Origin of the sequence: Variovorax sp. J31P179 (assembly GCF_030316985.1) — a bacterium.
Classification (GTDB): Bacteria; Pseudomonadota; Gammaproteobacteria; order Burkholderiales; family Burkholderiaceae_C; genus Variovorax; species Variovorax ginsengisoli_B.
In genome coordinates, this window is the sequence record NZ_JASZYL010000005.1 from 393,190 (window position 1) to 417,239 (window position 24,050).

Here is a 24,050-nt window from a genome sequence, read left to right on the forward strand (position 1 = left end):
CCCGCCCCAACGACAACGACAACGACAACGAAGAAAACATCAAGCAACCCTCCGCAAGCTGCTCACGTCATCCACGGTCCCCAGATAAGCCTCGATCACCCGAGCATCCGACTGCACTTCTGCAGGCGTCCCCGAGGCCAGCGCCTCGCCCATGTTCATCGCCAGCACCCGGTCCGACACCTTCGACACCAGCGACATGTCATGTTCCACCATCAGCACCGAGATGCCGAGTTCATGCTGGATGTCCTGGATCCAGAACGCCATGTCGGCCGTTTCCTCGACATTGAGGCCCGACGAAGGCTCGTCGAGCAGCAGCAGCTTGGGCTCGGTGCACAGCGCGCGCGCCAGCTCGACCACCTTGCGCACGCCGTAGGGTAGACCCGCCACCATCGAGTCGCGGTGGTGCTGCAGGTCGAGCAGGTCGATCACCTGCTCGGCCTTCTCGCGCGCCGCGATCTCGGCCCGGCGGGTGGCGGGCGTGAAGAACACCTCGCTCCAGAAACCGGTCTGGCGGTGCGTGTGGCGGCCGATCAGCAGGTTGTGCAGCACGGTCGCGTGCTCGAACAACTCGATGTTCTGGAAGGTGCGCGCGATGCCCAGCGCCGCGATCTCGTGCGGCGCCTGCTCGGTCAGCGCCAGCGGCGCGCCGCCGCCATGCCAGACGATCTCGCCGGTGGTCGGCGTGTAGATGCGGCTGATCAGGTTGAAAACCGTGGTCTTGCCCGCGCCGTTCGGCCCGATCAGCGTGAAGACCTCGCCCCGACGGACATCGAAGCTCACCTTGTTGACCGCCAGCACGCCGCCGAAGCGCACGCTCAGGTCCCGGGCGGAAAGCAGGATGTCGGGTGTCGTCATCTGAGCCGGTCCGACTTGGTGAAGGATTTCTGCCGCTTGAACAGGCCGCGCCGGTAGAACGGAAACAACTGCAGCCAGGTGCGCACCTTGACCCAGCGCCCGTAGAGGCCGAGCGGCTCGAACAGCACGAAGGCGATCAGCACCAGGCCGTAGACCAGGCCCTGCAGCCCGGGCGCCTGGCCGATGGCCTCGGGCAGCCAGTCCTTGGCCGACGCGATCAGCTGCGGCATCGCGATCAGGAAGATCGCACCGAGGAAGGCGCCGTGCACCGAGCCCAGGCCGCCGATCACCACCAGCAGCAGCAGGTCGATCGACTGCAGGATGCTGAACTGGTCGGGCGAGATGAAGCTCAGCTTGTGCGCGTACAGCGCGCCGCCCAGGCCCGCCAGCGCGGCCGAGATCGCGAACGACATCGTCTTGTAGCGCGCCAGGTGGATGCCCATGCTCTGCGCCGATATCTCGGAATCGCGGATCGCGACGAAGGCCCGGCCGGTGGGCGAGCGCAGCAGGTTCAGGATGGCCAGCGTGCACAGCACCGCGACGATCAGGCAGACCATGTAGAAGCTCTCGCTCGAGTTGAGCTCCCAGCCGAACAGGCTGGCCGACTTCACGTGCAGGCCCGAGTTGCCGCCGGTGACGCTCTCCCAGCGCGCGAACACCTCCTCGACGATGAAGCCGAAGGCCAGGGTGGCAATGCCGAGGTAGATGCCCTTCACGCGCAGTGCAGGCAGCGCCACCACCACGCCGACCGCAGCCGACAGCGCCGCCGCCGCGACCAGCGCCACCGGGAACGGCACCCCCATGTTGCTGAGCACCGCCTGCGTGTAGGCCCCCGTGCCGAGGAAGGCCGCATGACCGATCGAGAACTGGCCCGTGAAGCCCGCCAGCAGCATCAGGCCGAGGCCGACGATGCCGTAGATCAGCACGAAGGTCAGCTGCGCCAACCAGTATTCAGGCACCACCCAGGGCGCGGCGATCAGCGCGACGCCGAGGAGGCTGTACCAGAAGACATGGCCGCCATGCCTGGCGAGGTCGATGTCCTGCGTGTAGCTGGTCTTGAAGATGTAGCGCATGAAAGGGGCGTCCTCAGACTTTCTTGCGCAGCTTTTCGCCGAACAGGCCGTTGGGCTTCACCATCAGCATCACCAGCACCACGATGTACGGCGCCGTGTCCTTGAAGCCGTCCGGCAGGTAGAAGCCCGCGAAGGACTCGACGATGCCGATCACCAGGCCGCCGACGATCGCGCCCGGCAGGCTGCCGAAGCCGCCCACCACCGCGGCCGGGAAGGCCTTGAGGCCGATGAATCCCATGTTGGCGTGCACGAAGGTGATCGGCGCCAGCAGCATGCCGGCGATCGCCGCCACCGCCGCGGCCAGGCCCCACACCAGGCCGTTGAGCCGCTTCACCGGAATGCCCATGTAGTAGGCCGCCAGCTGGTTCTGCGACGAGGCCTGCATCGCAATGCCGAGCTTGCTGTAGCGGAACATCGCGAACAGCAGCCCGCACAGCACCGCCGTGGCGGCGATGATGGCCAGCTGCTCGAGGTTGACCACCAGCTCGCCGAGCTTCCAGATCTGGTCCTTGTAGGGCACCGGCAGCGTGTGGGTCTCGGTGCCGATGCCCGGGATCATCGTCACCAGGCCGCGCGCCACGTAGCCGATGCCGATGGTCAGCATGACGATCGAGAACTGCGGCTGGCCCAGGATCGGGCGGATCACGACCAGCTCGAGCAGCACGCCGAAGGCCACCATCGCCCCCACCGCCAGCAGCGCGGCGAGCCAGAAGGGCAGCCCGAACAGCGACATGCCGGCGAAGGCGCAGAAGGCGCCGAGCATCATGAGTTCGCCCTGCGCGAAGCTCACGGTCTCGGTGGCCTTGTAGATCAGCACGAAGCCCAGCGCGATCAGACCGTAGATGCAGCCTTGTGCGATGCCTGAGAGCAGGAGCTGAAGGATTTGCAAGAAGAAGTGTCTCGTTCGGGTTTCGCGGTTTATAGCGGCGACTCGTGCACGCCCTGCAGAGGGTTGTCCCGCATCGGGTTCGCGCGGGCGGCCCGCGCGCGCCTCATTGGTGCACGGCGAGCCGCCGCGATCCGGCGAGGATGTCGCTGGGACGCAGGCCGTAGACCTGGCGGATCGAGTGGCTGAAGTGGGTCGAGTCGGGGTAGCCGGTGTCGAGTGCGATATCGGTCAGCGTGGCGCTCTGGCGCACGTGGCGCAAAAGGCTGCGGGCCCGCTTCCAGGCCCTGAAGGCGCGGAAGGTCAGGCCGGTCTCCTGCTTGAACAGATGCAGAAAGCGCGAGAACGACAGCGTCACCGAGGCGGCGCATTGTTCGGCCGAGGCCGGCGCCGCGGGATCGGCGTTGATGCGCTCGATCACGCTGCGGATGCGCGGATCGAGCGGTCGCGGCGCCAGCGGCCCGTCGAACAGCAGCGTGTCGAAGTCGAAGCGCTCGAAGCTCTCTCGTCCCGAAGCGGCGGCGAGCAGCGCATGGACGTCGCGCACCCGCTGGACGAAGGCCGGCGCATCGACTGGCCCGCAGCGCTGCAGGAATTCAGGCATCTGCGCCGGGTCGACGAACTCGGGTTCGATCAGCAGGCTGAGGATGCTGCGGTGATCGGTCGCGATCTGGTGCGGCACCAGGGGCGGCACCACCATCAGCTCGCCGCGCTGCCAGGCACCGCCGCCGATGCGGATGCGCAGCGGCGCGCCGGTGGGCGACAGGTAGATGCCGAGGCCGCCGATGCTGCGCTCCGCCGCCGCGCCCAGGAGCCCGGCGTAGAACACGCGCTGCGAGGTGATCCACATGAGGCGCTCGCCGCGGTCGTTGCCGCGCGGCGCATGCTTCGCTTGCCTGCTGACCAATGCCGTCTCCTCCGCTGGGCGACGGACGGCCCGGTGGCCGGCGACGCCATCGGTCGATCGTAGCGGCGGACCACGCCCACCGGGTCGGCGATCGCGCGGGGACTTTCCCTAACGGACCAACGCGCGGCGCAGTTCGGCGGCGCACAGCGCCACCGCCGTGTTGGCCTCGTCGAGCAGCCGGCCCATGGTGATGAAGCCGTGGATCTGGCGCTCGAAGCAGACGTAGCTCGCCCGGCTGCCGGCGGCGGTCAGCGCCCGCGCGTAGTCCAGGCCCTCGTCGCGCAGCGGGTCGTAGCCGGCGGTGAGGACCAGTGCCGGCGGCAGGCCCGCGAGGTCTTCGCGCAGCAACGGCGAGGCGCGCCAGTCGAGGTCCTGCGCCGCATCCGCGATGTAGTGGTCGTGGAAATAGCCGATGGTGTCGCGGGTCAGCACGTAGCCCTGGCCGTTGGTGGTGTGCGAGGGGTGGATGCGGCGCATGTCGGTGGCCGGGTAGATCAGCAGCTGCCAGGCCACCGGCAGGTCGCCGGCGTCGCGCGCCGCGATCGCGACCACGGCCGCCAAGTTGCCGCCCGCGCTGTCGCCGCCGACCGCGAGCCGTTGCGCATCGACGCCGAGCGCGGCCGCTTCGCGGCGCACCCAGCGCGTCGCCGCCAGCACGTCGTCGACTGCCGCCGGAAAGCGGTGTTCCGGCCCCATGCGGTAGTCGACCGCCACCACCGCGCAGCCCGAGCCGTTGCAGAGCTCGCGGCACAGCGTGTCGTGGGTGTCGAGGTCGCCGATGGTCCAGCCGCCGCCGTGGTAGTACACCAGCACCGGCAGCAGCGCGGAGGCGGCGCTGCCGAGCGGGCGATAGAGGCGCAGCGGAATCGGGCCGTGCGGGCCGTCGGCCTGCAGCTCGCGCACCTGCGCCACCTCGGCGGGATCGGGCTGCGTCAAGGCGCGCCGCTCGCGATAGAACTTGCGCGCCTCGGCCGGCGTCAGCGTGTGCGTGGGCGGCACGCCGCGCTGCACGAGGAGGTCGATGAAGGCCTGGGCTTGGGGGTGCAGCATCTGTGTGGGGCTCCGGGGTTTGGAGGAATCAGGCTTTGCGCGGCTTCACGCGCGAGGCGGCTTCCTTGGCATTGCGCCGCGCAGTGTCGATGTCGGCCGCATGCGCCAGCGCCACGCCCATGCGGCGCTTCACGAAACTCTCGGGCTTGCCGAACAGCCGCAGGTCGACGCCCGGCACCGCCAGTGCCTCGGCCACGCCGTCGAAGGCGATGCCGGTGGCGTCGACGCCGCCATAGATCACGGCGCTGGCGCCGGGGCTCTTGAGCGTGGTGTCGACCGGCAGCCCGAGGATCGCGCGGGCGTGCAGCTCGAACTCGTTCTGCCACTGGGTCGCCATGGTCACCATGCCGGTGTCGTGCGGCCGCGGGCTGACCTCGCTGAACCAGACCTGGTCGCCCTTGACGAACAGCTCGACGCCGAACAGGCCCTGGCCGCCGAGGTCGGCAGTGACGGTCCGGGCGATCTGCTGCGCCAATTGCAGGGCGGCCGGCGCCATCGGGTGCGGCTGCCAGCTCTCGACATAGTCGCCGCTCACCTGCACATGGCCGATCGGCTCGCAGAACTGCGTCTGCACCACGCCGGCGGCGTCGGGCGCGCGCACCGTCAGGAGCGTGATCTCGTAATCGAAATCGATGAAGCCCTCGACGATCACCCGGCCGTGGCTGACGCGGCCGCCGGCCATGGCGTAGTCCCAGGCCTTCTGGACGTCGGCCGGGCCGTCGATCTTGCTCTGGCCCTTGCCCGAGCTGCTCATCACGGGCTTGACGATGCACGGATAACCGATCCCGCCATCGATCGCCGCCTGCAGCTCGGCCAGGGAATCGCAGAACTTGTAGGGGCTGGTCGGCACGCCCAGCGTCTCCGCGACCAGACGGCGGATGCCTTCCCGGTCCATCGTGAGGCGGGCCGCCCGGGCGGTGGGGATCACCCGCACCACGCCGGCGTCCTCCAGCTCCTGCAGCATCGGGGTGGCGATGGCCTCGATCTCGGGCACCACCAGCTGCGGCCGCTCGGCCTCGATCAGCGCCTTCAGCTGGGCCGGATCGCTCATCGTGATGGTGCGGGCGTGGTGGGCCACCTGCTGGCCGGGCGCGTTCTCGTAGCGGTCGACCGCGAGGGTCTCGACGCCGAGGCGCTGGAGGGCGATCAGCACCTCCTTGCCGAGCTCGCCGGAGCCGAGCAGCATCACGCGGGTGGCGGAAGGGGAAAGGGGCGTGCCGAGGGTGGTCATGGGTCGATTCGTGGCGGTGGAAAAGCAACGCGGCACTTTAAATCACTCCCGGCCGCTGCGGCGCTGTCACGGACGGCAACGTGGGCCTTCGCGCTCTGTTTCACAATCACCGCCACGGGATGCCGCCCCCGGGCGGCGCCCCTCCTCTTTCATTTCTCAGTTCAAGGAGTATTTCTCATGGCAATCCAGACGGTCGGCATCATCGGGGCAGGAACGATGGGCAACGGCATCGCGCAGGCCTGCGCGGTCGCGGGGGTGAACGTGGTCATGGTCGACATCGCCCAGGCCGCGGTCGACAAGGGCATCGCCACGGTGGCGGGCAGCCTCGACCGCCTGATCAAGAAGGACAAGCTCACGGCCGCCCAGAAGGACGCCGCGCTGGCGCTGATCAAGGGCTCGACCAACTATGACGACCTGAAGGCGGCCCAGCTGGTGATCGAGGCGGCGACCGAGAACCACGCGCTCAAGCTCAAGATCCTCAAGCAGGTCGACGAGCTGCTGGCGCCCGAGGTGATCATCGCGTCGAACACCTCGTCGATCTCGATCACGCAACTGGCCGCCGCCACCTCGCGCGCCGACCGCTTCATCGGCATGCACTTCTTCAACCCGGTGCCGATGATGGCGCTGGTGGAGATCATCCGCGGCTACCTGACCAGCGACGCCACCCACGACGCGGTGAAGGAACTGGCGGTGAAACTCGGCAAGTCGCCGATCACGGTGAAGAACGCGCCGGGCTTCGTGGTCAACCGCATCCTGGTGCCGATGATCAACGAGGCCTTCTTCGTGCTGGCCGAGGGCCTGGCGACCGCCGAGGACATCGACGCCGGCATGAAGCTCGGCTGCAACCAGCCGATCGGCCCGCTGGCCCTGGCCGACATGATCGGTCTGGACGTCTGCCTGGCGGTGATGGAGGTCTATCTCGAGCAGTTCGGCGACTCCAAATACCGCCCCTGTCCGCTGCTGAAGGAAATGGTGGCGGCGGGGCAGCTGGGGCGCAAGACCAAGCGCGGCGTCTATACGTACTGAGCGTTAGCGGGACAGCCCAAAAAGGAGACAAGCACCGATGACCGCCACCCCCACCACCCCGCCGATCGAAGGCTGCATCGACACCCAGGTGCTCGACCACGTGCTGCTGATCGGCATCAACCGGCCCGCCAAGCGCAACGGCTGGACGCCGCCGATGTTCAAGCAGCTCGCCGAGGCCTACACGCGGCTCGACGACGATCCCGCGCTGCGCGTGGGCGTGCTGCATGCGTTCGGCGACCACTTCACGGCCGGCCTCGACCTGCCGGCCGTGGCCGAATACATGAAGCGCGGCGAGAAGGCCGTGCCGCAGGGCCTGGTCGAGCCGCACGACTTCGGCCTGGCCGGCTACCGCCGGCGCACCAAGCCGATGGTGGTGGCGGTCAAGGGCATCTGCTTCACGGTCGGCATCGAGCTGATGCTGGGCGCCGACATCGTGGTGGCGGCCGACAACTGCCGCTTCTCGCAGATGGAGGTGCAGCGCGGCATCATGGCCACCGGCGGCGCCACCTTGCGGATGGCCGAGCGCGCCGGACTCGGCAACGCGATGCTGCACCTGCTCACGGCCGACGAGTTCGACAGTGCCGAGGCCTTCCGCCTCAATTTCGTGCAGCGCGTGGTACCGGCCGGCAAGGAGCTCGACGAGGCGCTGCGCATCGCGCAGCGGATCGCGGCCCAGGCGCCGCTGGCGGTGGTCGCGACCCGGCTGAACGTCATCAAGGCGATCGAGCAGGGGCCGCTGGCGGCCGTCGAGGAATTCATCCCGGTGCAGCAGCGCCTCGCCAACAGCGAGGACGCGGCCGAAGGCGTGCGCTCCTTCGTCGAGCGGCGGCCCGCGCGCTTCAGGGGCCGTTGAAGCGCCGGTTTCGGCGGCCAGCAGGTGGCCGAAGTGGCAAAGGCCCTGTCGCAGACATTTATATTGCGCACAATTTAATTGCTCGCTACAATTCAGCTCATGCCCTCCACGAGCCTCTCCGCCGACGAACTGCTGAAGCTGGACAACCAGCTCTGCTTCGCCGTCTATTCGGCTTCGCTGGCCATGACGCGGCTGTACAAGCCGCTGCTCGACAAGCTCGGCCTCACCTACCCGCAGTACCTGGTGCTGCTGGTGCTGTGGGAGCGCGACGGCCTCACGGTCTCCGAGCTCGGCGAGCGGCTGTCGCTCGACTCGGGCACGCTGACCCCGCTGCTCAAGCGGCTCGAGGCCAGCGGCCTGGTGGCGCGGATCCGCGACACCGCGGACGAGCGCCGGGTGCATGTCAGCCTCACGGCCGCGGGCCGCAGGCTCAAGGCCCGCGCGGCCGAGGTTCCCGGCTGCCTGATGGCGGCCTCCCAATGCTCGGTGCCCGAACTGATTTCGCTGACGCAGCAGGTCCAGGCCCTGCGCGACCGCATCAAGAAGGCGGCCTGACCCCGGTCCCCTGCCCACTTTTTTTCGTCCCTCCCTCCACCACTGCAAAGGAATCACCATGACCACCAAGCTCGACAAGGTTCTCTACACCGCCGAAGCCCATACCGTCGGCGGCCGCGACGGCGCCGGCAAGTCCAGCGACGGCGCGATCGACGTCAAGCTCAGCCCGCCCGGCTCGGGCAAGCCCGGCACCAACCCCGAGCAGCTGTTCGCGGTCGGCTACGCCGCCTGCTTCATCGGCGCCATGAAGGCCGTCGGCCCGAAGATCAGCGTCAAGGTGCCGGACGACGTCGCCATCGACTCCAGCGTCTCGCTCGGCCCGATCAACGAAGGCAAGGCCTACGGCATCGCGGTCAAGCTCGCGATCACGCTGCCGGGCCTGGACGACGCCCAGAAGAAGCTGCTGGTCGAGACCGCGCACCAGGTCTGCCCGTACTCGAACGCCACCCGCGGCAACATCGACGTGGAGCTGTCGATCGTCTGATCGGGCGATAGCGCCAGCCCGGCCCGGCGTCGCCTGAGCGACCCCTCGCCGGGCTTTTTCTCATGCGCCCGCGCGCCCTCTGCGCTAAGGTCGCCGGATGAGCAACGACACCCTGCTGGTCCGCAAGGACGACCTCCACACCACCCGCCTGCACGGCGCCGCCGAACAACCGCTCGCCGACGGCCAGGTGCGCGTGCGCATCGACCGCTTCGCGCTGACCTCGAACAACATCACCTACGCGGCTTTCGGCGAGGCGATGAGCTACTGGCAGTTCTTCCCGAGCGGCGAAGAGGGCTGGGGCATCGTCCCGGTGTGGGGCTTCGCGACGGTGTCGCAGTCGCTGCATCCGGGCGTGGCCGTGGGCGAGCGTCTCTACGGCTACTTTCCCATGGCCGCCAGCGCGGTGCTGACGCCCGAGCGCCTGTCGCCCGAGCGCTTCACCGACGCCGCACCGCACCGCAGCGCCTTGCCCGCGGTCTACAACCAGTACCTGCGCACGCGCTCCGACCCGCTCTACAGCCCCGGCACCGAAGACCTGCAGGCCCTGCTGCGGCCGCTGTTCCTCACTTCCTGGCTGATCGACGACTTCCTCGACGACAACGACTTCTTCGGCGCCCGCCCCGGGGTCGCGCTGCTGTCGAGCGCGTCGAGCAAGACCGCCTACGGCACCGCCTTCCAGCTGGCCCGGCGCGAGGGCATCGAGGTGGTCGGCCTGACCTCGGCGGCCAACAAGGCCTTCTGCGAGAGCCTGGGCTGCTACCACCGCGTGCTGGCCTACGACGAGCTGGACCAGGTCGCGGCCGACGTGCCCTGTGTCTATGTCGACTTCGCCGGCAACGGCGCGCTGCGGCACGAGGTCCACACCCGCTTCACGAACCTGAAGCACAGCGCCTCGATCGGCGGCACCCATGTCGACCAGTTGGCGGCCAGCGGCGCCGGCAAGAGCCTGCCCGGCCCGCGCGCCACCTTGTTCTTCGCCCCGGCGCAGGTCAAGAAGCGAAGCGGCGACTGGGGCCCGGCGCAGTTCGGCCAACGCATGGTGCAGGCCTGGGAGGCCTTCCTGGACCGCGTCGCGGACCCGAAGGCGCCGTGGCTCACGGCCGAGCACCACGCGGGCGCAGCGGCCGTGCAAGAGGCCTATGCGGCGGTATTGGCGGGCCGCGGCGATCCGCGGGTCGGACACATCCTCACGCTCACCCGTGAAAACCCGTAAACGGGTGAATTGACGAACCCGCGCGATCGATTTTCGAGGACATTTGCAGGCGCTCGGCGAGGCAGGCCTCGCTCGAAGCGCCCATTCGTTCAGGAGACATAGATGCGCCGTTCATCGAGATTCGTCCGTCTGGCCCTGGTCGGGCTGCTGGCCGCCGGGGCGGGCCTGCTGCACGCCCAGGACATCAAGATCGCCAACATCGTCGAACTCTCGGGCCCCGGCACGACGTCCGGCACGATGTTCAAGAACGGCGTCGAAATGGCGATCAAGGAGATCAACGCCGCGGGCGGCATCCAGGGCAAGAAGATCAGCTTCACCACGGAAGACACGCAGACCAATCCGGGCGTGGCCAAGGGCCTCACCCAGAAGGCGGTCGACAACGAGGTCTTCGCCATCTTCGGTCCGGTGTTCTCGGGCTCGATCATGGTGTCGATGGCGGAGAGCAAGCGCGCGGAGACGCCCAACTTCACGGGCGGCGAGGCGGCGTCCATCACCCAGCAGGGCAACCCCTACGTGTTCCGGACCTCGTTCGGGCAGAGCGTCGCCTTCCCCAAGGTGGCACGCTACATCAACGCCAAGTCGAAGAAGCTGGCCGTCATCTACGTGAACAACGATTTCGGCAAGGGCGGCCAGGCGGCCATCAAGCAGCTGCTGGCCAACTCGCCGACCCAGATCGTGGCCGAGATCTCCACCGAATCGGGCCAGGTGGATTTCTCCGCCGCAGTGATCCAGGCCAAGCAGTCGGGGGCCGATGCCCTCTTCGCCTACACCAACGAAGAAGAGTCGGCCCGCCTGCTGCGCGAGCTGCGCAAGCAGGGCTGGAACAAGCCGATGATCGGCGAGACCGTGCTGACCAGCGCCAAGGTGGTCGAACTCGCGGGCGAGGCGGCCAACGGGGCCGTGGCGCACGTCGGCCTGACGGTGGACGCGCCCCAGCTGCAGGACTTCGGCAAGCGCTACCAGGCCCAGTACAACACGGTCTCCGACCACAACGGCGTCAAGGGCTACACCGGCGTGTACATCCTGAAGGCGGCGATCGAGAAGGCCGGGAAGCTCGATCGCAAGGCCGTGGCCGCCGCGCTGCGCAACAGCTGCTTCAGTGCCAAGCAGAACCCCGGAATCTTGATGGACGTGTGCTTCGACGACAAGGGCGACCTCGACCGCGAGAGCTTCATGACGGAGATCCGCAACGGCAAGACCCTGGTCGTCGAGACCCTTCCGCCTCTGAACAGCAAGAAGTAGCGCGCGGCCCGCGGCAGCAGGCGGGCGGTGCGACCGTTCGATGAGGCCTTCAACGCGATGCACGCATGACCGACTTCCTGCAGCTCTTCTTCAGCGGCCTGGCCACCGGCAGCATCTATGCGCTGGCCGCCCTCGGCTTCACCCTGCTCTGGCAGGCTTCGGGCACCATCAACTTCGCCCAGGGCGAATTCGTGATGCTGCCGGCGTTCATGATGCTCATCCTGCTGCACCACGGCGCTTCCCTGGGTTTGAGCTTCGCGCTGACGGCGGTGGTCGCCGTCGTGGTGCTGGGGTGGCTGTTCAAGCGCGGCCTGGTCGATCCGCTCTTTCGCTTCGGCATGATGCCGATCGTGGTGGCGACCATCGGCCTGTCGATCGCTCTGCGCAACGGCGTGCGCGCCGCCTACAGCGCCGAGCCGCAGCCCTTTCCGCAGTTGTTCCCGGACCGGGTGTTCGAACTGGCCGGCGTCGTGCTGTCGCCCACCGACATCGGCACCTTCGCATTCGCCGTGGCGCTGGTCGTGGGGACCCAGATGTTCCTGGCCAGGACCGTCACCGGGCGCGCCATGCAGGCGGTGGCCCAGAACACCGAGAGCGCGGCGGTGCTGGGCATCAACGTGCCGCGGATGATCTTCTACACCTTCGCGATCAATGCGCTGCTCGCCACCGCCGCCGCGCTGCTCGTGACGCCCACCTACCTGGCCAAGTTCGACATGGGCGAGTCGCTGGGCAACAAGGCCTTCTTCGCCGCCATCATCGGCGGCTTCAACAACTCGCGCGGCGCCTTGCTGGGCGGCCTGATCGTCGGCGTGGGCGAGAACCTGGCGGCGGCCTACGTGTCGCCGGCCTACAAGGATGCCGTGGCGCTGCTGATCTTCATGGTGGTCATCCTGTTCAAGCCGCAGGGGCTCTTGGGCCGCAAGCCGGAGCGCAAGGTATGAAGCGGACATCGCTGGTGCTGGGCGTGCTGGCGCTGGCCCTGCTGCTGGCCGTGCCCGCCTTTCTGAAGAACTACGGCATCCACCTGTTCACGACCTGGCTGGTGTTCGTGATCGCGAACATGGGGCTGAACCTCACCGTGGGCTATGCGGGACAGAAATCGCTGGGGCATGCGGCGTTCTTCGGCATCGGTGCCTACACCACCGCCATCCTGCTGCGCGAAGGCTTCAGCTTCTGGCTGGGACTGCCCGCGGGTGCGCTGCTGTGCTTCGCCGTCGGCCTGGGTCTGGGCTTTCCGGCGCTGCGCGTGCAGACCATCTACCTGGCCTTCGCCACGCTGGGCTTCAACACCGCGCTCTGGCTGGTGATGCGCAACGAGGAATGGCTCACCGGCGGAACCTTCGGCATCAACAACATCCCCCGTCCCAGCCTGGGCGGGCTGAGCCTGGATCGCAACCTGGCCTTCTACTACCTGGTGCTGGCGGCCGCGTTGCTGCTGGCCTGGCTGATGGCGTCGCTGCTGCGCAGTCCCTGGGGCAAGGCCTTCAAGGCCTTGCGCGACAACCCGATCCGGGCCGAGAGCCTGGGCATCGACACGCGCCGCTACACGCTGCTGAGCTTCGCCATCGGCGCCACCTACGCCGGCATCGCCGGTGGCCTCTATGCGGCGCAGGTCCAGTTCATCGATCCTTCGCTCTTCACGGTGGGCCAGTCGATCATGATGTACCTGATGGTGGTGGTCGGCGGGCCCGGCTACTTCCTCGGCCCCTTGCTCGGTTCCGCGGTGGGGGTGGTGCTGCCGGAGTGGCTGCGCTTCGCCCAGGCCTGGTACCTGTTCGTGTTCGGCACGGCCGTCGTGCTGCTGATGATCTGGCTGCCCGACGGCTTGCTGAGCCTGCCCGACCGGATCCGAGCCCGGCGGCTGTCGCGCCAGGCCCTGGCCGCGCGCGCCCTGTAGATGCGATGACTCAACAGCCGCTCCTGAAAGTCTCCGGCCTCAAGAAGGCCTACGGCGCCATCCAGGCCGTGGCCGGCGTGAGTTTCGAGATCCGCCCGGGCGAGATCTTCGGCGTGATCGGGCCGAACGGCTCCGGCAAGACCACGCTGTTCAACAGCATGCTGGGACAGATCGAACCCGACGAAGGAAAGATCGAGTTCAAGGGCGAGGACGTGACGGCGCTCGGGCCGCTTCAACTCAACCGCCGGGGCGTGGGGCGCACCTTCCAGACGCTCCAGGTGTTCGGCAAGATGAGCGTGCGCGACAACCTCATTGTGGCAGCGCAGGAGCACCGCGGCTCGATGTTCGGCCGCATGTTCGCGCCGACCGATTCCGGGCTCGGGCCCCGGGCCGATGCGCTGATGGACCGGTTCCGCATCCGGCACATGGCCGACAAGAAGGCCGGGGAGCTCTCCTACGGCCAGCAGAAGCTGGTGGACATCGCGATGGCCTTCATGAGCGAGCCGAACGTCGTGCTGCTCGATGAACCGTGCGCGGGCGTCAACCCGGGGCTGGTCGGCGGCATCGGCACGCTGCTGAAGGAGCTCAATCTCGGCCCGTCCGAAGGCGCCCGCAGTTCGTTCGTCGTGATCGAGCACAACATGGACTTCGTGATGGACCTCTGCCATCGCGTCATGGTGATGGTGGAAGGCCGAGTGATGGCGATCGGGACCCCGGCGGAGATCCGTGCGAACAAGCAGGTGCTGGACGCCTATCTGGGCAACTGAGCATGAACGATCGAACCTGCATCGAATTCCGGAATGTCGTGGCGGGCTACAAGGACTTCATGATCCTCAACGAGCTCTCGTTCCGGATTCCCGCAGGCGCCATCAGCCTGCTGATCGGGCCGAACGGCGCCGGGAAATCGACCGTCCTGAAGACCTTGTTCGGATTGCTCAAGCCGCGCGCGGGCCGGATCAGCTTCGAGGGCCGGGACATCACGGGCGCCTCGCAGAAGGCACTGCTGGCCGAGGGCATCGCCTTCGTCCCCCAGGGGCGGAACCTCTTCGGCCAGCTGAGCGCGTTCGAGAATCTCGAACTCGGCGGCATCACGATCGGGATGAAGGCGACCCACGAGCGGATTCCGGAAGTTCTCGACTTCTTCCCGCGCCTGAAAGAGCGGCTGCACTCGCCGGCGTCCTCGCTGTCGGGCGGCGAGCAGAAGCAGCTGGAAATCGGCCGGGCGCTGCTCCTGCGGCCCAGGGTGATCCTGATCGACGAGCCTTCGATCGGCCTGTCGCCGATCGTGGTGCAAGACGTCTTCAGGTTGCTGCGCAGCCTGGCCGACCGCGGCGCCACGGTGCTGATGGTCGAGCAGAACGTGAAATCGGCGCTGCGCCATTCGGACGAGGCGATCGCGCTGGAATCGGGCCGCCTGGTGCTGCACAAGCCGGCCGCCGAGATCCTGGCCGACCCGCGGATGGACCGGCTGTTTCTGGGTGGCATGCACGGCGGTTCGCCCTAGCTCGACCTGCGAATCCTCTTCGACGGCACCCGGCGCGCGGCAGGCTTCGCCGCGCCCGCGCGCAGTACCGCCTCCCACGCCCGGCCGGCCCAGAGCGCCGCTTCATGGCGGTCCTCGAACAGCTCGGGCGGCGCCTCGTAGTACGAGATCCGGGCCGTCTGCCCCCGGCGCTGGTACTCGAAGGGCGGCAGTTGCCGGGCCTCGAAGAAGCCCGCCGTTTCGGCATCCGCCTTCAGGTAGAGACGGCCGCCCGCGATCAGGCCGAACATCCGGCCCTCGTGGAACACGCCGTGGCCGCCGAACATCCGCCGCAGCGAGATGCGGCCGAAGCGCTCGAAGACATCGTGAAGCTCTTCCGCGAATTCGTTCATGCGGCGATTCTGACGCCCGAGCCATTGCTCACGCGCCCACGCGCAAGACCGCGAACACGACCGCCACCAGCACCACGATGATCGCGGTGGCGAGAACCAGTCGATCGGCGAACAAGCGGCGCATGGGATCTGTCTCCTAGACGAAGCTGTAGCGCTCCGAGTGGTACTTCGAGAGCGGCACCTTCATCTGGCCTAGCGCCGCCTCGATGGCGTCCATCATCGCGTCCGGGCCGCAGATGAAGTATTCGTGGTCGGCGTAGCCCGGGGGCAGATGCCGCTTGAACACGGCGGCATCGATGTAGCCGCTTTCACCGGCCCAGCCTTCCGGCGGCTGCGACAGCACGTAGACCACCGTGAGGTCGACCCGCTTCGCCAGCACTTCCAGTTCATCCCTGAAGGTCAGGGATTCGAGGTCCTTGCCGCCGTAGAGCAGGATCAGCGGCCGCTTGTCGCCGCGGTCGATCAGCGTGCGGATCATGCTCATCATCGGCGTGATGCCGATGCCGCCCGCGATCAGCACATGCATGTCCGCCGGGTTGCCGATGGTGAAGGCGCCATACGGCCCGTCGAGGTAGACGCGCCGCCCCACCGGCACCTTGGCGATGCCGCTGGTGAAATCGCCGAGGTTGCGGATCGTCATCTCGACCCGTCCGTCGGGGGCCTCCGCGCTCGACGAGAAAGAGAAGGGATGGCCGGTGATCCGGAACGGGCTGCCCCACAGCGTGAGCCAGCCGAACTGGCCGGGCCGGAAGCGGAAGCCGGCGTGGCCCTCGGGCCGCATCACCAGCGTGGTCGTGTCGCCGCGCTCGGCCCGCACCTCGGCCACGCGGTAGGGCCGGCGCAGCATGAACAGCGGCTTCACGATGCGCACGTAGAGCAGCAGCGCGATCCAGAAGATCGTCATGCCGATCCACAGCGCGCGCTTCACCGGATCGGCCAGGTAGAAGCCCCAGCCCACCATGTGGAGCAGCCCGCCGCCGACCGCGGCCAGCGCGAGCCCGATGTGCGTGAAGTGCCAGAACTCGTAGCTGATCTTCAGCCGGGTGCGCCACAGCGCCATCACGACCAGCAAGACCAGCGCGCCGAGCGACAGCACCGCGAAGACAGCGCCCAGCGGCACCTCGGCCAGGGAGTCGGGCATGGCCATCTTGTCGGAGCCGTTGGCAAGCAGGATCAGCGGATGCACCACCACCAGCCCGACCGCGAGCAGCGAGACCCGGCGATGGAAGTGGTAGATGACGTCTTCGCCCCACGGATCGGTGACATGCCTGAAGCGCGCCGTGAGCCCGAACTGCAGTCCCATCATCGCGAGGCCGGTGTAGCCGAGCGCGACCGAGAACTCGGTCCAGAAATCGCGCGCCGGCGGCAGCGCGCCGGTCAGCAGCGCCAGGAGCGGCGCCAGGATGAACAGCAGGTAGATCACGGACCAGACGACCCGGCGATGGAAATCTCGGTCACGGAACTGCATGGTGTTCGGCGTTGAAACAGGCTGGTGTTCGCGATCAGATGCAGGCGCTGAGGAACAGCGGCGGACCGAGCGCGAGCACGCCGCTCGCGAATGCGGTGATCGTGGTCCAGACGATCGCGGTGTGCAGGAAGCTGCCGGTCTCTCCCGATCCGGGGTCGGGCGCGCCCTTGGCGAACCGGCCCCACATCCATCCGATCACGACCAGGTGCGCGATGAACACGAGGACCAGGGTCCAGCGCAGCGCGCCCGCCGACCAGCCGAAGGCACAGCCGATCGCGTGGATCGCATAGAGCGCCGCCAGCGCAAGGCACCAGACGATGAAGCCGGCCGCGAGCCACCAGACACGCCGGGGTGGAACCGTCGTCACTGCATTCATGGCCGGGCCCCCAGCACGGTGACCAGCGACGGCAGCGCCAGCACCAGGCCCAGCGCGATGACGCCGGTCACCAGCGTGTAGTCGATCCAGAGCCGCGTCAGGCGCAGGTCGGTGCAGCGCAAGCGCGAGATGTAGCCGCTGCGCACGCGCTGGAAGTTGCTGATCAGGAACAGCAGCCCGGCAGCGGCATGAAAGCCCACATAGCCCAGCAGCACCGACGCGGTGGCGCCGAGCGCATGCGCGCGCGGGTGCGGCGTGACGCCCATGATCAACTCCACGATCATCCCCGCCGCCGCCATCAGCGCGAGCGCGGTGATCGCCATCCAGCCCGAGGTCTTGCCGCTGGCGACCACGACCCTGAGCGAGCCGCGCGCCGCCACCGCCGCGACCGCCAGGCAGGCGATGACGCCGAAGGCCAGCAGCCGGCTCGGCTCGGGCGGCGGCATCTTCTGCCAGTCGCCGCCGGACAGCCAGAGGTAGAAGGTGCCGAACACCAGCGAGGTGAACAGCGTGCCGTTGGCGACCAGGGAGCAGATCAGCGCCAGCCAGGACGGCGAACTCGCTGCCTCGGTGTGCGGCGGCACCGAGACGCCCAGGCCGACGGACAAGGGCCCGTAGTCGCGCGGCAGGCCCGCGCGCCGCCCCGCGACGACGAACAGGCCGAAGGTGACGAGCGCCAGCGCCAGCGACACCCAGTAGGCCTTGAAGAGGAAGCCCAGCACGGCGCCGCCCGTGAACAGCGCCGTGACCAGCGGCAGGTAGGTCGGGTTCGGCAGCACGATCAGCTGCTCGGGCTTGCCGCTCGTGATGTGCACGCCCATCGCCTCCTGCCAGCCGTTGCGCGTGGCGCCCAGGTAGCCCTCGCCACGCGCCAGCGAAGCCGCCAGCTCGGTCTTCGTCACGCCCTCGGTCTGCGGCCCGACATGCGGGATCGAGGCGAAGGCATAGGGCGCCGGCGGCATCGGCATCGCCCATTCGAAGGTCTGGGCCCGCCAGGGGTCGCGACGCGCGCGGCGCCCATGGCGCAGCTGCACCACGAGGTCGATGATCAGCAGCCCGAAGCCGATCGTCATCACGAAGCTGCCGACCGAGGACAGCAGGTTGAGCCAGTTCCAGCCTTCGTCGCCGCGGTAGGTGTAGACGCGCCGCGGCATGCCCAGCAGGCCGGTCAGGTGCATCATGAAGAAGGTCATGTTGAAGCCGACGAAGATCAGCCAGAACGCCGGCACCGACAGGCGCTGCACCGCGGCGCGCCCGGTCAGGAGCGGCAGCCAGTAATAGAGCGCCGCCACCATCGGGAAGGCCAGCGCGCCGGCCACCACGTAGTGCATGTGGGCGACCACGAAGTAGGTGTCGTGCGCCTGCCAGTCGAAGGGCACCATCGCGAGCATGACGCCGGTGAGCCCGCCCATCGCGAAGACGAAGAAGAAGCCGAAGACGTAGAGCATCGGCACGTCCCAGCGCGGCCTGCCGTGCGACAGCGTCGCCAGCCAGGCGAAGACCTGCACCGCGGTCGGCACCGCGACGATCGCCGAGCCGGCCGAGAAGAAGGCCAGCGCAAGGTGCGGGATGCCCACCGTGAACATGTGGTGCACCCAGATGCCGAAGCTCAGGAAGGCCAGCGCGACGATCGCCACCACGATCGCGCGGTAGCCCACCAGCTGCCGGTTGGCGAAGACCGGGATCATGGTCGACAGCACGCCGGCCATCGGCAGGAAGATGATGTAGACGTCCGGATGGCCGAAGAGCCAGAACAGGTGCTGCCACAGCAGCGAGTCGCCGCCGCGCGTCGGATCGAAGAAGGGCAGGCCGAAGGCGCGCTCGAGCTCGAGCAGGATCGAGGCCAGGATCAGCGGCGGGAAGGCGACGATCATCATCATCGCGGTGACCAGGATGTACCAGCCGAAGATCGGCATGCGGTCGAGCGACATGCCGGGCGCGCGCATCTTGAGGATCGACACCACGATCTCCATCGCCAGCGACAGCGCCGAGATCTCGACGAAGGTGATGCCGAGCAGCCAGACATCCGCATTCACGCCCGGCGTGAAGGCGTTGGAGCTCAGCGGCGTGTACATGAACCAGCCGCCGTTGGGCGCGACGCCGAGGATCAGAGAGACAGTCACGATCGAGGCGCCGAACAGATAGCACCAGTAGCCGTAGGCCGTGAGCCGCGGGAAGGCGAAGTCGCGGGTCCCGAGGATCTTCGGCGTCAGGTAGACCGCGAAGCTCTCGACCATCGGGATCGCGAACAGAAACAGCATCATCGAGCCGTGCACCGAGAACACCTGGTTGTAGGTCTCCGGGTCGAGGAACAGCGAATGCGGCGTGGCCAGCTGCACGCGGGTCAGCATGCCCAGCAGCCCGGCGATCAGGAAGAAGGCGAAGGACGTGATGAACATCCGCATGCCGATGACCGAATGGTTGACCGCGGCCAGCCGCTGCCATCCTGGCCCGGTGGCCCAGATCTTGTTCAGCTCCCGGTGCAGCCGCAGTGCGCGGGCGCCTCCTGGCTGCGGGTCGACGGCGGGTCCACTCATTTCTTCGCCTCCGGTGCTGAGAGCGCCTGCGTCAACGCGGCTGAAAAATCCTCCGGCCGATGGACGATGACCGCGAAGCGCATGCCCGTGTGGCCGATGCCGCAGAACTCGTCGCAGGTGCCTTCGAAGCGGCCGGGCTGGTCGGCCTGGATGCGCAGCCGGTTGACCCGCCCGGGAACCGCGTCGACCTTGCCCGCGAGCCGCGGCACCCAGAAGGCATGGATCACGTCCTTGCTCGTCACCACCATGTCGACCGGCTGGCCGACCGGCAGCAGCAGCACGTTGCGGGTCTCGGCGCCGCCGTGGCCGGGATAGCGGAAGGTCCAGGTCCACTGCGAGGCGATCGCCTCGATGCGCTGCGGCGGCGCGCTGCCCGGCAGCGGCAGCAGGCGCTCGCCGGTGACCAGGCCGTAGGCCAGCAAGGGCAGCAGCACGAGGGCCGGCAGCACCAGGCCGCCGAGCACGATCCAGCGCGTCGGCGAGACGCTCGAGCCCCAGCCCGGCCGCCGGATCACCAGGATGAAGATGCCGACGACGAGCAGGAACAGCAAGGCCGAGCCGATCAGCATGACCCACCACATGATCGCGATCGAGGCCGCGGCCGGCCCGGAGGTATCGAGCGTCGAGAGCGGCCCGCTGCAGCCGCTCAGCAGCGCCAGCGATCCGGCTTGGAGCGCCGCGCGCAAGCCGCTACGATGGCCGCTCATCGGAAGCACCCGCTGCAAAGAAGGAGACGCACCATGGCGAACCAAGGCAACACCACCCCACCCCGCAGCGAGGTCCTGCTCGAGCTGCAGCGGCTCGAAGTCGGTTCGGCGGTCGCGCTGGTCGGCCATCCGCTGCACGTGATGCTGGTGCACTTCCCGGTCGCGTTCGTGGTCGCCACGCTCGGCGTCGATGTCTTCTACTGGTGGTCGGGCGATGTGTTCTGGCTGCGTGCGGGACTCTGGGCCGCCGGCATGGCCTTCTGGAGCGGCGTCGCGGCCAGCCTGGTCGGCACGGGAGAGCTGCTGCTGGTGCGCGGCATCCGGCTGCACGAGGCCAGCTGGTCGCATGCCATCGCGGCCATGACGCTGGTCGCCATCTCGGGCGCCAGCTGGGGCCTGCGCCTGACCGACCCGGCCTCGGTGCTGCCGCACGGCCTGATGCTGTCGGTGCTGGCGTCCGTCATGGTCGGCTTCGCCGGCTGGCATGGAGGCAAGCTGGTGTTCGATCATGGCATCGGCATCCTGGTGTCGCCGAAGGACTGATGCCACAGGCGTGACAGCCCGCCGGGCTCGAACAGGTGGGTGGCGAACTGGTTCGAATCGATCTGCGGCTTGGCCAGCACCACCCACAGGATGGCGAGGATCAGCACCGCGTAGGTGGCTGACAAGCTGATGAACGAGAAGCGCCCGAAACGACCCGTGGGCGAAAACAGCTGGTGGACCACCAGGCCCGCCACCACGTGCAGCATCGCCATGATGCCGACCAGCACCATCTTGATCGAGAACCACTCCTCGTAGGTGGCCTGCAGGAAGATCAGCGCGGTGCCGCTGCCGACCGCGACGAAGGCGGCCGGCGAGGTCAGCTCCACATACACCAGCCGGACGATACGGTGCAGCTGATCGAGCTCGGCGCCGGCCTCGAGCCCGCGCCGCTGCCAGAACAGGAAGGGCAAGACCAGCAGGCCGCCCGACCAGATCGCGATCGTCGCCAGATGGACGAACTTGAGGAAGGTCGTCACAGGGCCGCCTCCGCGGGCCGCAGGCTGGTCCAGGCGCGCCAGAGTCCGGCGCCCAGGTAGGGCAGCATCGCCGGCACCCACATCAGCAGGCCGGCGAGCTGCTGGTCGGCCAGCGGCGTGAAGCCCCAGGCCAGGGTGCTCGCGAAGTGCACCGGATAGAGCGGCTGCGCCGCGAAGACGATCAGGGCGCCCAGCAGACCCATCTGCCCGATCGTCACGGCAAGCGCCACCAGCGCCAGGCCCGAAGGCGTGGCCGGCGACAGGACGGCCCGCCACAGCAGCCAGGCGCTGCCGAGCAGCGTGAGCTGCATCAGCCAGTAGGCCGGGACGCTCGCGAGCCCCCAGGCATAGGCGCCGGGCGCGTGCCAGACCCACAGGACGACCGCATGGGCCGCGACCAGCATCGGGAGGGGGACCCGGCCGGCACGCCGCTGCGGGAAGGCCAGCGCCAGCAAGGGCGCCACCGCGCTCACCAGGATCACGTGATGCAGCACGCGGACCGAGAACAGCACCGACGACAGGGCGCAAAGCGGCGACACGAAGACCACGCCCATCAGCGCCAGCGCGCCCCAGCCGGCGCGGGCATCGGCGCAGCGGCCGCGGGCCACCACCAACGCCACGGCGGCGAGCGCGACCAGCAACGGCGGATCGAAGTTCCAGCGCGACCACGTATCGTCAGGCACCGCGGCGGCACCGCAGTAAGCGATCAGCGAATTCACCATGGCGGTTTCCTTCCCCCGTGCCGCGGCCGTGCACGCCCCGCGGACTGCTTGGTTTGGAAAATACTAGTCCAGCACGCCCGGCCTGTCGAAGGGTTCGACTCGAATGACAAACGCCCGTTTCTGTGCAAAGCAGGCGAAACCCGGTCGACGGCACACGCCAGGCCCGACAATGCGGGGTGGCTCCTTCCAACTCCCCTCCTTCGCCTGCGGCCTCGACCGCCCACCCTTACGAGAGTCTCACGCCCGACGTGGTGCTGGATGCGCTGGCCGCGCTCGACCTGCACGGCGACGGCCGTCTCACGGCCCTGAACTCCTACGAGAACCGGGTCTACCAGGTCCACCTCGAAGACCGCAGCGCCGTGGTGGTCAAGTTCTACCGGCCCGGCCGCTGGAGCGACGACCAGATCCTCGAGGAGCACGGCTTCGCGATCGAACTGGCGGCGGCCGAAGTGCCGGCCGTGGCGCCGATCGCGGTCGCCGGCCGCACGCTGCACCACCATGGCGGCTTCGCCTTCAGCGTCAGCCCCTACCGCGGCGGCCGCGGGCCCGAGCTCGACGACTTCGAGGTGCTCGAATGGGTGGGCCGGTTCCTGGCGCGCATCCACGCGGTCGGCGACCGCGCGCCCTTCGTCACCCGTCCGGCCCTCGATCTCCAGACCTTCGGACTCGCGTCCCGCGACTGGCTGCTCGGCCACCAGATGGTGCCGCTGGACGTCCAGCGCGAATGGGAAGCCGCCTGCAACACCGCCTTCGAGATGATCGCCGCCAGCGCGCTCGGCATCGGCCATGACGGCGACAACGACCCGCCGCTGAAGCGGCTGCGGCTGCATGGCGACGTGCACCCCGGCAACATCCTCTGGACGCCGACCGACCGCCCCGACGGCGGCCCGCACTTCGTCGACCTCGACGACGCCCGCACCGGCTTCGCGGTGCAGGACCTCTGGATGCTGCTGTCGGGCGACCGCGCCCAGCAGACCGGGCAACTGAGCGGCCTGCTCGACGGCTACGAGCAGTTCCGCGACTTCGACCGCCGCGAGCTGGCGCTGGTCGAGCCGCTGCGCACCCTGCGCCTGATCCACTACAGCGCCTGGCTGGCGCGGCGCTGGGAAGACCCGATCTTCCCGATCAACTTCCCGTGGTTCGGCTCCAGCGACTACTGGAAGGGGCAGATCCAGATGCTGCAGGACCAGTGCGAGGCGATAGCCGAAGAGCCCCTCTACGCCTGATCGGCGGCCGGCACGCCGGCCCGCACGGCACGAAGAAAGCCCTGCACCACCGCGTTCTCGGGCCCCTCGCGCCAGACGCAGTAGGCATCCGAGCCGGCCACGTCCTCGTCGAGCGGGCGGAACAGCGCGCCGCGCAGCGCGGCCCGGCGCAGCGCGCTCGGCACCAGCGCCACGCCCATCCCCTGCGAGACCAGCGAGACCACCGACAGCCAGTGCCGCACCTCGTGCCGCACCTCGGGCCGGAAGCCGGCGTCGGCGCAGATCGCGAGGATCCGCTCGTGGTAGTCGGGCGACGCGCTGCGCGAGAACAAGACGAAGGGTTCGTCGCGCAGGCTGGCGATGGCCACCGTGCGCCGGCGCGCGAGGCGATGCCCGACCGGCAGGCAGGCGACGAAAGGCTCCGACAGCAGCAGTTCGTGGCGCAGTTCGGCCGGCATGCGGCTGGTGTGGACGAAGCCGAAGTCCAGCCGGTCGTGCAGCAGCTCGGTGATCTGTTCGCCCGAGTTGAGCTCGGCCAGCGTGACGCGCACCGCCGGATGCCTGGCCTGGAACTTGGCCAGCGCCTGCGGCAGGCCGCGATAGAGCGTGGCGCCGACGAAGCCGATCCGCAAGCGCCCCGCCGAGCCCTGCGAGACATCGTGCGCCTCGAGGGCCGCCTCCTCGGCCTTCCGCAGCAGCCGCCGGGCCGAGGCCTGCAGCGCCTGGCCGGCCGGCGTCAGCCGCACCTCCTTGCTGTTGCGGTCGAACAGCCGCGCGCCAAAGCCACAAGCCGCCGTTCGAAGGGGTCTTCTTGCGAAGCAGATGTTGGAAAGCGCGGCGTGGTAGGAACCGCACCGTCGTTGTCATTC

26 protein-coding genes are annotated in these 24,050 nt (G+C 68.5%); 12 read left to right on the plus strand and 14 right to left on the minus strand.

Annotation, left to right across the window (positions count from 1 at the left end):
• Nucleotides 1–39: 39 nt before the first annotated feature.
• The 6 genes from QTI17_RS15685 to purT form a co-directional block, all read right to left on the minus strand.
• Nucleotides 40–855 (minus strand): ABC transporter ATP-binding protein, encoded by an 816-nt coding sequence (locus QTI17_RS15685; RefSeq protein ID WP_286534238.1) that lies wholly within the window; start codon nt 853–855, stop codon nt 40–42.
• Nucleotides 852–1,928 (minus strand): branched-chain amino acid ABC transporter permease, encoded by a 1,077-nt coding sequence (locus tag QTI17_RS15690; RefSeq protein WP_286534239.1) that lies wholly within the window; start codon nt 1,926–1,928, stop codon nt 852–854. The genes QTI17_RS15685 and QTI17_RS15690 overlap by 4 nt, the downstream gene beginning before the upstream one ends.
• 13 nt (nt 1,929–1,941) lie before the next feature.
• On the minus strand, nt 1,942–2,817 hold the full coding sequence (locus QTI17_RS15695; RefSeq protein WP_286534241.1) for a branched-chain amino acid ABC transporter permease: 876 nt from the start codon (nt 2,815–2,817) through the stop codon (nt 1,942–1,944).
• A gap of 103 nt (nt 2,818–2,920) precedes the next feature.
• A complete protein-coding gene (locus tag QTI17_RS15700) occupies nt 2,921–3,664 on the minus strand; it encodes a helix-turn-helix domain-containing protein (RefSeq protein ID WP_286534414.1) in 744 nt (247 codons plus the stop codon).
• Between the two features lie 165 nt (nt 3,665–3,829).
• Nucleotides 3,830–4,771, minus strand: a complete 942-nt coding sequence (lipP1, locus tag QTI17_RS15705; RefSeq protein ID WP_286534242.1) for a LipP1 family hormone-sensitive lipase — start codon at nt 4,769–4,771, stop codon at nt 3,830–3,832.
• Between the two features lie 28 nt (nt 4,772–4,799).
• Complete coding sequence (purT, locus tag QTI17_RS15710) at nt 4,800–6,002, minus strand: formate-dependent phosphoribosylglycinamide formyltransferase (RefSeq protein WP_286534244.1); 1,203 nt, start codon at nt 6,000–6,002, stop codon at nt 4,800–4,802.
• 177 nt (nt 6,003–6,179) lie between these two features.
• Here purT and QTI17_RS15715 point away from each other — a divergent pair, with 177 nt between their 5' ends.
• The 10 genes from QTI17_RS15715 to QTI17_RS15760 all read left to right on the plus strand — a co-directional run bounded on the left by QTI17_RS15715 (nt 6,180) and on the right by QTI17_RS15760 (nt 14,776).
• The gene (locus QTI17_RS15715; RefSeq protein WP_286534245.1) at nt 6,180–7,028 is read left to right on the plus strand and encodes a 3-hydroxybutyryl-CoA dehydrogenase; all 849 of its coding nucleotides are present in this window, start codon (nt 6,180–6,182) and stop codon (nt 7,026–7,028) included.
• Nucleotides 7,029–7,065: 37 nt separating this feature from the next.
• The gene (locus tag QTI17_RS15720; RefSeq protein WP_286534247.1) at nt 7,066–7,881 is read left to right on the plus strand and encodes a crotonase/enoyl-CoA hydratase family protein; all 816 of its coding nucleotides are present in this window, start codon (nt 7,066–7,068) and stop codon (nt 7,879–7,881) included.
• Between the two features lie 99 nt (nt 7,882–7,980).
• Nucleotides 7,981–8,436, plus strand: coding sequence for a MarR family winged helix-turn-helix transcriptional regulator (locus tag QTI17_RS15725; protein WP_286534248.1), 456 nt, complete (start codon nt 7,981–7,983; stop codon nt 8,434–8,436).
• A gap of 58 nt (nt 8,437–8,494) precedes the next feature.
• Complete coding sequence (locus QTI17_RS15730; RefSeq protein ID WP_286534250.1) at nt 8,495–8,920, plus strand: organic hydroperoxide resistance protein; 426 nt, start codon at nt 8,495–8,497, stop codon at nt 8,918–8,920.
• A gap of 97 nt (nt 8,921–9,017) precedes the next feature.
• Entirely contained in the window at nt 9,018–10,133 is a 1,116-nt protein-coding gene (locus QTI17_RS15735) for a DUF2855 family protein (protein ID WP_286534252.1), read from the plus strand.
• Between the two features lie 102 nt (nt 10,134–10,235).
• A complete protein-coding gene (locus QTI17_RS15740) occupies nt 10,236–11,375 on the plus strand; it encodes an ABC transporter substrate-binding protein (RefSeq protein WP_286534253.1) in 1,140 nt (379 codons plus the stop codon).
• Nucleotides 11,376–11,440: 65 nt separating this feature from the next.
• Entirely contained in the window at nt 11,441–12,316 is an 876-nt protein-coding gene (locus QTI17_RS15745) for a branched-chain amino acid ABC transporter permease (protein WP_286534255.1), read from the plus strand.
• Nucleotides 12,313–13,272, plus strand: coding sequence for a branched-chain amino acid ABC transporter permease (locus QTI17_RS15750; protein ID WP_286534256.1), 960 nt, complete (start codon nt 12,313–12,315; stop codon nt 13,270–13,272). Before QTI17_RS15745 ends, QTI17_RS15750 begins: the two co-directional genes overlap by 4 nt.
• Nucleotides 13,273–13,277: 5 nt before the next feature.
• Nucleotides 13,278–14,039: an ABC transporter ATP-binding protein gene (locus tag QTI17_RS15755; protein ID WP_286534258.1), complete on the plus strand. Its 762-nt coding sequence runs from the start codon at nt 13,278–13,280 to the stop codon at nt 14,037–14,039.
• 2 nt (nt 14,040–14,041) lie between these two features.
• The gene (locus tag QTI17_RS15760; protein ID WP_286534259.1) at nt 14,042–14,776 is read left to right on the plus strand and encodes an ABC transporter ATP-binding protein; all 735 of its coding nucleotides are present in this window, start codon (nt 14,042–14,044) and stop codon (nt 14,774–14,776) included.
• On the opposite strand, the gene QTI17_RS15765 is transcribed toward QTI17_RS15760, so the two are convergent.
• From QTI17_RS15765 to coxB, 5 genes are all read right to left on the minus strand, one after another.
• Complete coding sequence (locus tag QTI17_RS15765; RefSeq protein ID WP_286534260.1) at nt 14,773–15,147, minus strand: TfoX/Sxy family protein; 375 nt, start codon at nt 15,145–15,147, stop codon at nt 14,773–14,775. The two genes, QTI17_RS15760 and QTI17_RS15765, sit on opposite strands and share 4 nt — an antisense overlap.
• A gap of 136 nt (nt 15,148–15,283) precedes the next feature.
• Nucleotides 15,284–16,615, minus strand: a complete 1,332-nt coding sequence (locus tag QTI17_RS15770; RefSeq protein WP_286534261.1) for a ferredoxin reductase family protein — start codon at nt 16,613–16,615, stop codon at nt 15,284–15,286.
• A 34-nt stretch (nt 16,616–16,649) separates the two neighbouring features.
• A complete protein-coding gene (locus QTI17_RS15775; RefSeq protein ID WP_286534263.1) occupies nt 16,650–16,991 on the minus strand; it encodes a hypothetical protein in 342 nt (113 codons plus the stop codon).
• Complete coding sequence (gene ctaD, locus QTI17_RS15780; RefSeq protein ID WP_286534264.1) at nt 16,988–19,528, minus strand: cytochrome c oxidase subunit I; 2,541 nt, start codon at nt 19,526–19,528, stop codon at nt 16,988–16,990. Before ctaD ends, QTI17_RS15775 begins: the two co-directional genes overlap by 4 nt.
• Nucleotides 19,525–20,235 carry a cytochrome c oxidase subunit II gene (gene coxB / locus QTI17_RS15785; RefSeq protein WP_286534265.1) on the minus strand — a complete coding sequence of 237 codons (711 nt, stop codon included), beginning with the start codon at nt 20,233–20,235 and terminating at the stop codon, nt 19,525–19,527. The genes ctaD and coxB overlap by 4 nt, the downstream gene beginning before the upstream one ends.
• Nucleotides 20,236–20,268: 33 nt before the next feature.
• Between coxB and QTI17_RS15790 the strand changes: the two genes are divergently transcribed.
• Complete coding sequence (locus tag QTI17_RS15790; protein ID WP_286534267.1) at nt 20,269–20,778, plus strand: DUF2231 domain-containing protein; 510 nt, start codon at nt 20,269–20,271, stop codon at nt 20,776–20,778.
• Here the strand turns inward: QTI17_RS15790 and QTI17_RS15795 are convergent.
• On the minus strand, nt 20,742–21,254 hold the full coding sequence (locus QTI17_RS15795; RefSeq protein ID WP_286534268.1) for a HemJ family protein: 513 nt from the start codon (nt 21,252–21,254) through the stop codon (nt 20,742–20,744). The two genes, QTI17_RS15790 and QTI17_RS15795, sit on opposite strands and share 37 nt — an antisense overlap.
• Nucleotides 21,251–21,976 (minus strand): cytochrome c oxidase assembly protein, encoded by a 726-nt coding sequence (locus QTI17_RS15800; RefSeq protein WP_286534270.1) that lies wholly within the window; start codon nt 21,974–21,976, stop codon nt 21,251–21,253. Before QTI17_RS15800 ends, QTI17_RS15795 begins: the two co-directional genes overlap by 4 nt.
• Before the next feature lie 176 nt (nt 21,977–22,152).
• Between QTI17_RS15800 and QTI17_RS15805 the strand changes: the two genes are divergently transcribed.
• Complete coding sequence (locus QTI17_RS15805; RefSeq protein ID WP_286534272.1) at nt 22,153–23,202, plus strand: serine/threonine protein kinase; 1,050 nt, start codon at nt 22,153–22,155, stop codon at nt 23,200–23,202.
• Here the strand turns inward: QTI17_RS15805 and QTI17_RS15810 are convergent.
• Nucleotides 23,193–23,927, minus strand: a complete 735-nt coding sequence (locus QTI17_RS15810) for a LysR substrate-binding domain-containing protein (protein ID WP_503011055.1) — start codon at nt 23,925–23,927, stop codon at nt 23,193–23,195. The genes QTI17_RS15805 and QTI17_RS15810 overlap by 10 nt on opposite strands.
• Between the last annotated feature and the right edge of the window lie 123 nt (nt 23,928–24,050).

Excerpts from the sequence above, each read along its gene's own strand:
- purT (WP_286534244.1), bottom strand. The coding sequence starts at position 6,002 with ATGACCACCCTCGGCACGCCCCTTTCCCCTTCCGCCACCCGCGTGATG.
- QTI17_RS15700 (WP_286534414.1), bottom strand. The coding sequence starts at position 3,664 with ATGTGGATCACCTCGCAGCGCGTGTTCTACGCCGGGCTCCTGGGCGCG.
- QTI17_RS15765 (WP_286534260.1), bottom strand. The coding sequence starts at position 15,147 with ATGAACGAATTCGCGGAAGAGCTTCACGATGTCTTCGAGCGCTTCGGC.
- QTI17_RS15735 (WP_286534252.1), top strand. The coding sequence starts at position 9,018 with ATGAGCAACGACACCCTGCTGGTCCGCAAGGACGACCTCCACACCACC.
- QTI17_RS15760 (WP_286534259.1), top strand. The coding sequence starts at position 14,042 with ATGAACGATCGAACCTGCATCGAATTCCGGAATGTCGTGGCGGGCTAC.
- QTI17_RS15745 (WP_286534255.1), top strand. The coding sequence starts at position 11,441 with ATGACCGACTTCCTGCAGCTCTTCTTCAGCGGCCTGGCCACCGGCAGC.
- QTI17_RS15715 (WP_286534245.1), top strand. The coding sequence starts at position 6,180 with ATGGCAATCCAGACGGTCGGCATCATCGGGGCAGGAACGATGGGCAAC.
- QTI17_RS15755 (WP_286534258.1), top strand. The coding sequence starts at position 13,278 with ATGACTCAACAGCCGCTCCTGAAAGTCTCCGGCCTCAAGAAGGCCTAC.
- lipP1 (WP_286534242.1), bottom strand. The coding sequence starts at position 4,771 with ATGCTGCACCCCCAAGCCCAGGCCTTCATCGACCTCCTCGTGCAGCGC.
- QTI17_RS15800 (WP_286534270.1), bottom strand. The coding sequence starts at position 21,976 with ATGGTGAATTCGCTGATCGCTTACTGCGGTGCCGCCGCGGTGCCTGAC.
- QTI17_RS15685 (WP_286534238.1), bottom strand. The coding sequence starts at position 855 with ATGACGACACCCGACATCCTGCTTTCCGCCCGGGACCTGAGCGTGCGC.
- ctaD (WP_286534264.1), bottom strand. The coding sequence starts at position 19,528 with ATGAGTGGACCCGCCGTCGACCCGCAGCCAGGAGGCGCCCGCGCACTG.
- QTI17_RS15690 (WP_286534239.1), bottom strand. The coding sequence starts at position 1,928 with ATGCGCTACATCTTCAAGACCAGCTACACGCAGGACATCGACCTCGCC.
- QTI17_RS15740 (WP_286534253.1), top strand. The coding sequence starts at position 10,236 with ATGCGCCGTTCATCGAGATTCGTCCGTCTGGCCCTGGTCGGGCTGCTG.
- QTI17_RS15750 (WP_286534256.1), top strand. The coding sequence starts at position 12,313 with ATGAAGCGGACATCGCTGGTGCTGGGCGTGCTGGCGCTGGCCCTGCTG.
- QTI17_RS15775 (WP_286534263.1), bottom strand. The coding sequence starts at position 16,991 with ATGAATGCAGTGACGACGGTTCCACCCCGGCGTGTCTGGTGGCTCGCG.
- QTI17_RS15720 (WP_286534247.1), top strand. The coding sequence starts at position 7,066 with ATGACCGCCACCCCCACCACCCCGCCGATCGAAGGCTGCATCGACACC.
- coxB (WP_286534265.1), bottom strand. The coding sequence starts at position 20,235 with ATGAGCGGCCATCGTAGCGGCTTGCGCGCGGCGCTCCAAGCCGGATCG.
- QTI17_RS15725 (WP_286534248.1), top strand. The coding sequence starts at position 7,981 with ATGCCCTCCACGAGCCTCTCCGCCGACGAACTGCTGAAGCTGGACAAC.
- QTI17_RS15790 (WP_286534267.1), top strand. The coding sequence starts at position 20,269 with ATGGCGAACCAAGGCAACACCACCCCACCCCGCAGCGAGGTCCTGCTC.
- QTI17_RS15770 (WP_286534261.1), bottom strand. The coding sequence starts at position 16,615 with ATGCAGTTCCGTGACCGAGATTTCCATCGCCGGGTCGTCTGGTCCGTG.
- QTI17_RS15730 (WP_286534250.1), top strand. The coding sequence starts at position 8,495 with ATGACCACCAAGCTCGACAAGGTTCTCTACACCGCCGAAGCCCATACC.